Source organism: Actinomadura sp. KC06 (genome assembly GCF_004348735.1).
Taxonomy (GTDB): Bacteria; Actinomycetota; Actinomycetes; order Streptosporangiales; family Streptosporangiaceae; genus Spirillospora.
This window is the reverse complement of sequence record NZ_SMKT01000006.1, coordinates 96794-107419: the sequence shown is the minus strand read 5'-3', so window position 1 is coordinate 107419 and position 10626 is coordinate 96794. Positions and strand designations below refer to the sequence as shown.

General features: G+C 70.3%; 9 protein-coding genes. 7 read left to right on the top strand and 2 right to left on the bottom strand.

What is annotated here, in order from left to right; genetic code table 11:
* Positions 1-112 precede the first annotated feature (112 nt).
* Both E1287_RS04040 and E1287_RS04035 read right to left on the bottom strand, forming a co-directional pair.
* On the bottom strand, positions 113-913 hold the full coding sequence (locus E1287_RS04040) for an enoyl-CoA hydratase-related protein (RefSeq protein ID WP_131963434.1): 801 nt from the start codon (positions 911-913) through the stop codon (positions 113-115).
* A 4-nt stretch (positions 914-917) separates the two neighbouring features.
* A complete protein-coding gene (locus E1287_RS04035) occupies positions 918-1820 on the bottom strand; it encodes an SDR family oxidoreductase (protein WP_131963433.1) in 903 nt (300 codons plus the stop codon).
* Between the two features lie 241 nt (positions 1821-2061).
* Between E1287_RS04035 and E1287_RS04030 the strand changes: the two genes are divergently transcribed.
* The 7 genes from E1287_RS04030 (at position 2062) to E1287_RS04000 (ending at position 10618) form a co-directional block, all read left to right on the top strand.
* A complete protein-coding gene (locus E1287_RS04030) occupies positions 2062-3129 on the top strand; it encodes a dihydrodipicolinate reductase (RefSeq protein WP_131963432.1) in 1068 nt (355 codons plus the stop codon).
* Positions 3130-3155: 26 nt separating this feature from the next.
* The gene (locus E1287_RS04025) at positions 3156-4064 is read left to right on the top strand and encodes a glutathione S-transferase family protein (protein WP_131963431.1); all 909 of its coding nucleotides are present in this window, start codon (positions 3156-3158) and stop codon (positions 4062-4064) included.
* A gap of 61 nt (positions 4065-4125) precedes the next feature.
* Positions 4126-4797, top strand: a complete 672-nt coding sequence (locus E1287_RS04020) for an AIM24 family protein (protein ID WP_131963430.1) — start codon at positions 4126-4128, stop codon at positions 4795-4797.
* A gap of 107 nt (positions 4798-4904) precedes the next feature.
* Positions 4905-8624 (top strand): multifunctional oxoglutarate decarboxylase/oxoglutarate dehydrogenase thiamine pyrophosphate-binding subunit/dihydrolipoyllysine-residue succinyltransferase subunit, encoded by a 3720-nt coding sequence (locus E1287_RS04015; protein ID WP_131963429.1) that lies wholly within the window; start codon positions 4905-4907, stop codon positions 8622-8624.
* Between the two features lie 147 nt (positions 8625-8771).
* The gene (locus tag E1287_RS04010; protein WP_131963428.1) at positions 8772-8951 is read left to right on the top strand and encodes a DUF6104 family protein; all 180 of its coding nucleotides are present in this window, start codon (positions 8772-8774) and stop codon (positions 8949-8951) included.
* 112 nt (positions 8952-9063) lie between these two features.
* Positions 9064-9885, top strand: a complete 822-nt coding sequence (locus tag E1287_RS04005; protein WP_131963427.1) for a DUF4097 family beta strand repeat-containing protein — start codon at positions 9064-9066, stop codon at positions 9883-9885.
* 7 nt (positions 9886-9892) lie between these two features.
* Positions 9893-10618 carry a PadR family transcriptional regulator gene (locus tag E1287_RS04000; protein ID WP_131963426.1) on the top strand — a complete coding sequence of 242 codons (726 nt, stop codon included), beginning with the start codon at positions 9893-9895 and terminating at the stop codon, positions 10616-10618.
* The last annotated feature ends 8 nt before the right edge of the window (positions 10619-10626 follow it).

Here is a 10626-nt window from a genome sequence, read left to right as displayed (position 1 = left end):
ACCCGGCCCTGGCCCGCCTAGCCGCCCTCCGCTACGTCGAGGCCCTCTCCCTAGCCCTCGCGGACTAACCCAGGGGGGCGACCCCCTGGAACCCCGGTCACGGTCGGGGAGCTCAGCGGTTCTTGAATTGTGGGGGGCGTTTCTGGAGGGTGGCGGTCATGCCTTCGGCCAGGTCCTCGGTGAAGAAGGCGAGGGTCTGGACGGCGGTCTCCGCCATCAGCTGGCGGCGCAGACCGGGTGCGTCCAGGGACGCGTTGAGCAACTCCTTCGTGCGGCGCAGGCCGTAGGGGGACTTGGTGAGAAGCTCGTCGGCCAGCGCCTGCGCGGCGTCCAGGTCCCGGCCCTCGGGGGCGATCTCCGTGATGAGGCCGAGGGCGTCGGCGCTGGTCGCGTCCAGGCGACGGGCGCGGTAGGAGATCTCCGCCGCCTTGGCCGGGCCGACGAGGCGGGGCAGCAGCCAGGACAGGCCGCAGTCGCCCGCGGACAGGCCGAGGTCGACGAACGGCAGCACGAAGCGGGTGGTCGGGTCGGCGACCCGCAGGTCGCAGGCCAGCGCCCACGCCACGCCGAGGCCCGCGACCGGGCCGTGCAGCGAAGCGACAACCGGCTGTGGGATCTCCCGCAGGCGTGCTGTCACTTCGCCGGCGGAGGCGATGCCGCGGTGGAGTCGCTGGACGCGGCCCTCGGCGGTCTCAACCGAAGGGTCGCCCCCGCCCTGGATGTCCATGCCCGAGCAGAAGCCGCGGCCCTCGCCGGTGAGGACGACGACCTGAGTCTCCGGGTCGCGCATCAGCCCGTTGAGGACGTCGAGCAGCTCCTCCGCCAGGGCGGCGTCGACCGCGTTCAGCCGCTCCGGACGGGACAGGGCGATCGTGAGCACCCCGTCCCGCCGGTCCAGCGTGATCCCGCTCAACGGCTCAGGAGCCGAGCTGCTGGATCAGCGGGCCCATCTGCTCCATCGCATTCTTGTGCACGGCCATCGGCGCGTCCGCGCTGATGGCCGCCCAGTTGTCGCGGACGTCCTCCACCGACAGCGTCTCGCGCTGCCCGTAGCCGGGGCCCTCGGTGACGAAGACCTTCGCGATGCGGCCGCCGCCGACGGTGTAGACCTCGCCGGAGTCCTGGTTGGACTCGTGGACGAGGTAGGCGACGAGCGGCGTGACCTGCTCGACGCCCAGCTTGCCGGCGAAGTCGGCGGGCAGCAGGTCCTCGGTCATCCGCGTCCACGCGACCGGCGCGATCGCGTTGGCCTTGATGTCGTACTTGGCCCCCTCGTGGGCGAGGGTCTTGGTGAACCCGACCAGGCCCATCTTGGCGGTGGCGTAGTTGGCCTGGCCGAAGTTGCCGAACAGGCCCGCCGGGGACGAGGTGTTGACGATCCGGCCGTACCCGTTGTCGCGCAGGTGCGGCCAGGCGGCGCTTGAGACGAGGAACGAGCCGCGCAGGTGGACGGCGATGACCGCGTCCCACTCGTCCGGGGTCATGTTCTTGAACGACCGGTCGCGCAGGATGCCCGCGTTGTTGATCAGAATGTCGATCTTGCCGAACGCGTCCAGCGCGCTGCGCACGATCGACTCCGCGCCCTCGGGGGTGGCGACGTTGCCGGGGTTCGCGACGGCCTCGCCGCCGTTCTTCGTGATCTCGTCCGCGACCTCCTGGGCGGGACCGGCGGAGGCGCCGGTGCCGGCCCGGTCGCCGCCGAGGTCGTTGACGACGACCTTGGCGCCGCGCGCGGCGAGCTCCAGCGCGTGCCGCCGGCCGAGGCCGTGGCCCGCCCCGGTCACGACCGCCACCCGGTCGTCGTAGCGCAGTTCCGACATCTCAGTCTCCTCACATGCACCGAACGGGCACCGACTCTCCCCAGGTAACCATCCGGGGGTTACCCAGTGGTACCACTGAACCGAATCCCGCTCGGCCACACCCCCCGATTTCGTCCGGCATCTGGACGTCACTTCACTCCTGCGTACGATGGGACTTGGTAGGAAAGTTGCACGGAATGCCGCTTTTCGCCCGTTGCTGGGCGTAGTCTCCTCGCGAGGAGCAACGGAGGTCCCCGTACCGATGAGCCCCGCCGGCGCGTTCTCGCCGAACCCCCGCCCGTACCGCGTCGTGCAGTGGGCGACGGGCACGCTGGGACGCTGCGTGATCAGGGGCGTCCTCGACCGGCCCGACATGGAGCTGGCCGGCGCCTGGGCGCACGCCCCGGCCAAGGCGGGCGTCGACGCCGGGACGCTCGCCGGCCGCGACCCCGCCGGCGTCGCCGCCACCGGCGACGTGCAGGACATCCTCGACCTGGACGCCGACTGCGTCGTCTACGCCCCGACTCCCGCGCTCGACCGGTACGCCGAGCTCGACCTGATCTGCTCGCTGCTGTCGTCCGGCAAGAACGTGATCTGCACCAACGGCTACGTCTACCCGCAGGCGCACGGCCCGCAGTTCGCGAACGAGCTGGAGCAGGCGTGCAAGCGGGGCGGCGCGTCCGTGCACGGCAGCGGGATCAGCAACGGGTTCATGGCGGACGTGATGCCGCTGGTCCTGTCGCGGCTGTCCCGGCAGATCACGCACGTCTACGCCCGCGAGTGCTCCGACTTCGCCCGGCACCCGTCCTGGCAGATGGTGCACCACACGGTCGGCTTCGGGAAGGACGAGGACGCCTACCTGCGCGCCCTGCGGCCGCACCGCACCGTGATGCGGGCGCTGTTCGCCGAGAGCCTGCACCTGGTCGCCGCCGGCCTCGGCGTCGACCTGGACGAGATCGACGTGGACGTCGAGCACCGCCTCGCCCGCACCGACCTCGCCACCGCCGCCGGGCCGGTGCCGCGCGGCACGGTCGCCGCGGCCCGCTGGACGTTCAGCGGCATCGCCGCCGGACGGCCCGTGATCACGGTCGAGATCGTGCACAAGGCGGACGCCGCCCGGATGCCCGACGAGTGGGGTCGCCCCGGCTACTCGCTGCGCGTGAACGGCCGCCCGCCGCTCACGCTCACGGCCGACGAGAACTGGGTGTCCGACCCGATCTCCGCCGCGGCCGCGCACGTGCTCAACTCCGTCCCGGCGGTCTGCGCGGCCCCGCCCGGCATCCGCACCCACCTGGACCTGCCGATGATCTGCGGCCGCATGCGCATCTGAGAGAGCACACGGAAGGGAGCGGAGCGATGACCGCACAGGAGGTCGAGAGCGGACGGTTCGTCCGGCAGGCGAACCGGTTCACGGAACGGATCACCGCGGACGGAAGCAGCGGTCTCAAGGCCGAACCCGGCCGCTACCGGCTGTTCGTGTCGTACGCGTGCCCGTGGGCGCAGCGCGGCATGATCGTCCGGCGGCTGCTGGGCCTGGAGGACGTGATCGGCCTCGCCGTCGTGGACCCCATCCGGGACGAGCGCGGCTGGCGGATCCCCGGCCGCGACCCCGTCACCGGCGCGGAGTTCCTCTCCGAGCTGTACCTGCACAGCGACCCGTCGTTCAAGGGCCGCTACACCGTCCCCTGCATCTGGGACACCGAGACGAAGCGCCTGGTCACCAACGACTTCCCGCACATCACCACGATGATGGAGACCGAGTTCACGGCGTACCACCGTCCCGGCGCCCCCGATCTGTACCCGGAGGCGCTCCGTCCCGAGATCGACGAGCTGAACGGCGTCGTCTACACGACCGTCAACAACGGCGTCTACAAGGCCGGGTTCGCCACCGCCCAGGCCGCCTACGACGAAGCCGTCGACGCCCTCTTCAAGACGCTCGACGAGCTCGAAGCACGCCTCGCAGGCCGGCGCTACCTGTTCGGCGACCGGATCACGGAGGCCGACGTCCGCCTCTACACCACGCTGGCCCGTTTCGACTCCGTCTACTACTCGCACTTCAAGTGCAACCTGCGGCGGCTGGTCGACTACCCGAACCTGTGGGCCTACGCCCGCGATCTGTACTCGGTTCCCGCCTTCGGGGACACCACGGACTTCGACCACATCAAGCGCCATTACTACGTGACGCAGCGCAACATCAACCCGTCCGGGGTCGTCCCCAAGGGGCCCCTCCTCGACTGGACCGCCCCGCATAACCGGGAACGTTGACCTCATCCCCTCGTTATGCTGGCGGTTCTCCAGTAATCCGCACGAGAGGCACGACCCGACCATGCGCAGCCAATTCTTCGGAAACCTCGACCAGGGCCAGCAGCTTCCCGGCCACTTCGCGCTCCAGAACTCCAAGATGCTCCGGATCCACCTGAACGGGGACGTCCTGGCCCGGCAGGGGTCCATGGTCGCCTTCCAGGGCCAGATGGAGTTCGACTACGAGGGCTCCGGCGGCATCGGCAAGTTCATGAAGAAGGCGCTGACCGGCGAGGGCGTGCCGCTGATGCGCGTCAAGGGCCAGGGCCTGCTGTTCTGCGCCAACGACGCCGACGACATCCACCTGTTCTACCTGGAGAACGAGGGGATGACCGTCAACGGCAAGAACATCCTCGCCTACGACTCGCATCTGCAGTCGGACATCCAGCGCGTCCAGGGCGCGGGGATCGCGGCGGGCGGGCTGTTCAACACCACCCTCACCGGCACCGGCTGGGTCGCCCTCACCACCCACGGCACGCCCGTCATGCTCGACTGCGGCCGCGCCCCCACCTTCGCCGACGGCCAGTCGGCCGTGGCGTGGAGCACCAGCCTGCAGGTCGGCGTCAACCGCACCTTCAAGGCGGGCGCCCTCATCGGACGCGGCAGCGGCGAGGCCATGCAGCTCGCGTACCAGGGCCAGGGCTTCGTGCTCATCCAGGCCAGCGAGGGCCCGACCGTCGCGCCCCACACGCACTGACCCGGCGGCCAGGTCGGCCCAGGGGCACGCCCCCTGGGCTGACACTGCAGTAGCCTTGATTCGTCTCAGAACTTACCTGCGAGCTGCGGAAGAGGGCGATCTCCGCCGTGTCGACAGAGTCGTCGCAAACTAGTGCCGACCCAAAGATGACAGACTTCGGTGCCAACGAGTGGCTGGTCGACGAGCTGTACCAGAAGTACCTCGAAGATCCGAACTCGGTGGACGAGGCCTGGTGGAACTTCTTCGCGGACTACCAGCCGGACAGCCGGCCGACGTCCGCGACCCCCGCGTCCCCCCAGGCGCCCACCGACGGCGCGGCCCCGAAGCCCGCGAACGGCACAGCGGCCGCTCCGCCGACACCGCAGCGGCCCGTGACGCCCCCGAAGGCGAAGCCGGAGCCCGAGAAGGCGAAGCCGGCCGCGCCCGAGAAGGCGAGGCCCGCTCCGCCGCCGGTGCCCGAGGGCGCCGAGGAGGTGCGGCTGCGCGGGGTCGCGGCCCGGACGGCGTCCAACATGGAGGCCAGCCTGGGCGTGCCGACGGCGACGAGCGTGCGGGCCGTCCCGGCGAAGCTGCTGATCGACAACCGCATCGTGATCAACAACCATCTGAAGCGCGGGCGCGGCGGCAAGGTCTCGTTCACGCATCTGATCGGCTACGCGATCGTCAAGGCGCTCGCGGCGATGCCGGAGATGAACGCGGCGTTCACCGAGGTGGACGGCAAGCCGGTGCTGGTCAGGCCCGAGCACGTGAACTTCGGGCTGGCGATCGACCTGCAGAAGAGCGACGGGTCGCGGCAGCTGGTGGTGCCGAGCATCAAGGCCGCCGAGACGCTCGACTTCCGCCAGTTCTGGGCCGCCTATGAGGAGATCGTCCGCAAGGCCCGCGGCGGCAAGCTCACCCTTGAGGACTTCCAGGGCACGACGATCAGCCTGACCAACCCGGGCACGATCGGGACGGTCCACTCCGTGCCGCGGCTGATGCCCGGCCAGGGGACGATCATCGGCGTCGGCGCGATGGAGTTCCCGGCGGAGTTCGCGGGCGCGTCCAGCGACACCCTCGCCCGCATGGGGATCAGCAAGGTCATGACGCTGACCTCCACCTACGACCACCGGATCATCCAGGGCGCGCAGTCGGGCGACTTCCTGCGCCGCATCCACGAGCTGCTGCTCGGCTCCGACGGCTTCTACGACGAGATCTTCGAGGCGCTGCGGATCCCGTACGAGCCGGTCCGCTGGGTCAAGGACATCTCCGCCACCCACGAGGACGACGTCGCGAAGGTCGCCCGCGTCCACGAGCTGATCCACGCCTACCGGGTCCGCGGCCACCTGATGGCCGACACCGACCCCCTCGAGTACAAGCAGCGCCGCCACCCCGACCTCGACATCCTCAAGCACGGCCTCACCCTGTGGGACCTGGAGCGCGAGTTCGCGACCGGCGGGTTCGGCGGCAAGCCGACGATGCAGCTGCGCGACATCCTCGGCGTGCTGCGGATGGCGTACTGCCGGACGGTCGGCATCGAGTACATGCACATGCAGGACCCCGAGGAGCGCGCCTGGATCCAGGAACGCGTGGAGGTCCCGCACGACAAGCCGTCCCGCGAGGAGCAGCTGCACGTGCTGCGCCGGCTGAACAGCGCGGAGGCGTTCGAGACGTTCCTGCAGACCAAGTTCGTCGGGCAGAAGCGGTTCTCGCTGGAGGGCGGCGAGTCGGTCATCCCGCTGCTGGACTCGGTGATCTCGGCGGCGGCCAAGGCCAGCCTGGACGAGGTCGTCATCGGCATGGCGCACCGCGGCCGGCTGAACGTCCTGGCCAACATCGTCGGCAAGTCCTACGGGCAGATCTTCGGCGAGTTCGAGGGCAACCTCGACCCGCGCAGCGCGCAGGGCTCCGGCGACGTGAAGTACCATCTCGGCGCGGCGGGCGACTTCGTCGCCGACGACGGCTCCAAGATCCACTGCGAGCTGGTCGCGAACCCCTCGCACCTGGAGACGGTCGACCCGGTGCTGGAGGGCGTCGTCCGCGCCAAGCAGGACCTGCTGGACGTCGGCGAGGCCGGGTTCAGCGTCCTGCCGATCCTGGTGCACGGCGACGCCGCGTTCGCCGGGCAGGGCGTGGTCGCCGAGACGCTGAACCTGTCGCAGCTGCGCGGCTACCGCACCGGCGGCACCGTCCACGTGATCATCAACAACCAGGTGGGGTTCACCACCGCGCCGGAGTACTCGCGCTCCAGCGTCTACTCCACCGACGTGGCCCGGATGATCCAGGCGCCGATCTTCCACGTCAACGGCGACGACCCGGAGGCGTGCGCGCGGGTGGCGCGGCTGGCGTTCGAGTACCGGCAGACGTTCAAGAAGGACGTCGTCATCGACATGGTCTGCTACCGGCGGCGCGGCCACAACGAGGGCGAGAACCCCTCGTTCACCCAGCCGCTGATGTACGACCTGATCGACGCCAAGCGCTCGGTGCGCAAGCTGTACACCGAGGCGCTGATCGGCCGCGGCGACATCACCGTCGAGGAGGCCGAGCAGGCCCTGCGCGACTACCAGGAGCAGCTGGAGCGGGCCTTCACCGAGACCCGCGAGGCGGTGAAGCGGCCGCAGGAGCCGGGCTCGGTGGTCAAGCCGGACGTCGAGGAGCGCATCCCGATCGACCACGGCAGCGCGGGCTCGGCGATCCCGGCCGAGACCGTCAAGCGGATCATCGAGTCGCAGGTCAGCCTGCCGGAGGGCTTCACCCCGCATCCGCGGCTGCAGCCGATCCTGCAGCGCCGCGCGCAGATGATCGAGGACGACGCGATCGACTGGGCGACCGGCGAGCTGCTGGCGTTCGGCTCGCTGCTGATCGACGGCCACCCGGTGCGGCTCGTCGGGCAGGACACCCGGCGCGGCACGTTCGGCCAGCGGCACGCCGTCCTGGTCGACCGCAAGACCGGTGAGGAGTACACGCCGCTCAAGCAGTTCGGGCAGGGCGTGTCGAAGTTCTACGTCCACGACTCGCTGCTGAGCGAGTACGCGGCGATGGGCTTCGAGTACGGCTACTCCATGACGCGTCCGGACGCGCTGGTCTGCTGGGAGGCCCAGTTCGGCGACTTCGCCAACGGCGCCCAGTCGATCGTGGACGAGTACATCTCGTCCGGCGAGCAGAAGTGGGGCCAGCATTCCGGGGTCGTGCTGCTGCTGCCGCACGGCTACGAGGGGCAGGGGCCCGACCACTCGTCCGCGCGGATCGAGCGCTACCTGCAGCTGTGCGCGCAGGACAACATGACCGTGATCTACCCGACCACCCCGGCGAACTACTTCCACCTGCTGCGCTGGCAGGTGCTGTCGGGGCGGAACAAGCCGCTGGTGGTGTTCACGCCGAAGTCGCTGCTGCGGCTGAAGGCGGCCACGTCCCCGGTCGAGCAGATCACCGGCGGCGCGTTCCAGCCGGTCATCCCCGAGACCGACCCGGCGATCGACCCGGCGGGCGTGCGGCGCGTGCTGCTCACCACCGGCAAGATCTACTACGACGTGGTCAAGTCCCGCGACGCCGCGGGCGCGTCCGACACGGCCGTCGTCCGGGTCGAGCGGCTCTACCCGCCGCCGGTGGACGAGATCAAGGCGGAGCTGGCGAAGTACCCGGCCGGTATCGAGGTCGTGTGGGTGCAGGACGAGCCGGCGAACATGGGCGCCTGGCCGTTCATGGCGCTGAAGCTGCCGCACCACGTGGACGGGCTGAAGCTGTCGCGGGTGTCGCGTCCGGCGTCCTCGTCCCCGGCCGTGGGCTCGGCGAAGCTGCACCAGGCCGAGCAGGAGGCCCTGCTCGCCCGCCTGTTCGAGCCCAAGTAAACGAGTCCGTCGAGCGAAGCTCATCCGTTGAATGGCGGCGGGTGGGGGCTGGAGGACGGTGGACTCTGGGGGCTCCGGTGCGTCGCGCCGGAGCTCTCGGCGTCCCGGCCGGATCAGGCTGAATCAGTACGAAAGAGAAATCAGGCAATGTACTTCACCGATCGGGGCATCGAGGAGCTGACGGACCGGCGCGGCACGGAGGAGGTCAGCCTGGCGTGGCTGGCCGAGCGGCTGCGCGAGTTCGTCGACCTGAACCCCGAGTTCGAGACGTCCGTCGAACGGCTCGCCACCTGGCTGGCCCGGCTGGACGAGGAAGAGGACGGGTAGCGGCCGGGCCCGGGAGACCGGCCGGACCCGAACGCGATACATCTTGACTTTCCAGAAACGCGACATATCGTGTTAACTGGATGGAGGCCGCTCGGACGAAGGGGCGAACGCGATGTCGCGCTGGACGATCGACGAACCGACCACCCTCGACTTCGACGGCGTGGTCGCGCTGCGGGCCACGCTGATCGCCGGGACCGTCTCGGTGCTCGCCTCCGACGAGCGCCCGTCCATCATGATCGGCGACGTCGAGGGCCCGCCGCTGGTGGTCACCCACGAGGCGGGCATGCTCACGGTCACCCACGAGAACCTGTGGGAAGGCGTGCTGAGCTGGCTGCGCACCCAGCGGTGCCGCGCCGCCGTCACGGTGACCGTCCCGCGCGACTGCCCGGTCTCCCTCAACCTCGTGTCGGCCGACGCCGTCGTCACCGGCACGACGTCCCGCACGTCCATCAAGAGCGCCTCCGGCGACGTGACCCTCGACGGGGTCGCGGGCGCGGTCGACGCCAACACCGTCTCCGGCGCGATCGAGGCGCAGGGCCTGGACGGGGCGGTCTCGTTCACCTCAGTCTCCGGCGACCTGTCCCTCGCCGGCGGCTCCGTCGGCCGGCTGACGGCGCGGGCCGTCAGCGGGCGCGTCGCCGCCGACGTGAGCCTGGGCGGCGACGCCCGGGTGGACGTCAGCACCGTGTCCGGCGAGGTGGCGCTGCGCATCCCGTACTCCGCCGACGCGCACGTCACGCTGAACTCGGCCGCCGGGCCGCTGGACACGACGTTCCCCGAGCTCACCGAGCAGGACGGCCTTCTCGCCCGCACCCGGTCCGGCAAACTCGGAAACGGCTCGGGACGGCTGACGGTCAACACCGTGTCCGGCGCCGTCACCCTCGTCGGGCGCGACGACGACCCCGAGATCACCACCCCGCGAATGGAGAAGTGAGGACCCTGTGAGCCCCGTTTTCGGCCACGGTCGCCTGCGGCTGTACCTGCTGAAGCTCCTCGAGGAGAGCCCGCGGCACGGCTACGAGGTGATCCGGCTCCTCCAGGACCGGTTCCTCGGGGTCTACTCGCCCTCACCCGGCACGATCTACCCGCGGCTCGCCCGGCTGGAGTCGGAGGGCCTCGTCACCCATGAGGTGATCAAGGGCAAGAAGGTGTACTCGCTGACCGACAAGGGCCGCGAGGAGCTGGAGCGCCGCATGGACGAGCTGGCCGAGCTGGAGGAGGAGATCTCCGCGTCGGCGCAGGAGTTCGCCCGCGGCGTGCAGGAGGACGTCCGGCAGACCGTCCGGACGCTGCGCGAGGAGCTCACCCAGGCCGCCCGGACGATGCGCGACCAGGGCAAGACCACGTCCAAGGACGCCTGGAAGGAGAGCACCGGGCGCCAGAAGGACGAGTGGAAGCGCCAGAAGGAGTACTGGCGCGAGCAGAAGCAGGCGTGGAAGGAGGAGTGGCGGAAGAACTGGGAGGACGCCTGGAAGACGGCGACCGGCACCCGCGACGACGTCGCCCGCCTCAAGCTGGAGCGCCTGCTCCGCGGGTTCGTCGAGGACGTCCGCAAGGCCGCCAAGACGGCGCGGCTGGACGACGACGACCTCGCCGCCGCCCAGACCCTCCTCGACGAGACCCGCGACCGCCTGAAGCGGGAGATCTTCCGCAAGGACGACCGGTGACCCTCGGG

What these genes read in the sequence shown, in the direction of transcription:
- E1287_RS04035 (WP_131963433.1), bottom strand. Translation starts at nt 1,820, where the DNA reads ATGTCGGAACTGCGCTACGACGACCGGGTGGCGGTCGTGACCGGGGCG.
- E1287_RS04030 (WP_131963432.1), top strand. Translation starts at nt 2,062, where the DNA reads ATGAGCCCCGCCGGCGCGTTCTCGCCGAACCCCCGCCCGTACCGCGTC.
- E1287_RS04025 (WP_131963431.1), top strand. Translation starts at nt 3,156, where the DNA reads ATGACCGCACAGGAGGTCGAGAGCGGACGGTTCGTCCGGCAGGCGAAC.
- E1287_RS04020 (WP_131963430.1), top strand. Translation starts at nt 4,126, where the DNA reads ATGCGCAGCCAATTCTTCGGAAACCTCGACCAGGGCCAGCAGCTTCCC.
- E1287_RS04010 (WP_131963428.1), top strand. Translation starts at nt 8,772, where the DNA reads ATGTACTTCACCGATCGGGGCATCGAGGAGCTGACGGACCGGCGCGGC.
- E1287_RS04005 (WP_131963427.1), top strand. Translation starts at nt 9,064, where the DNA reads ATGTCGCGCTGGACGATCGACGAACCGACCACCCTCGACTTCGACGGC.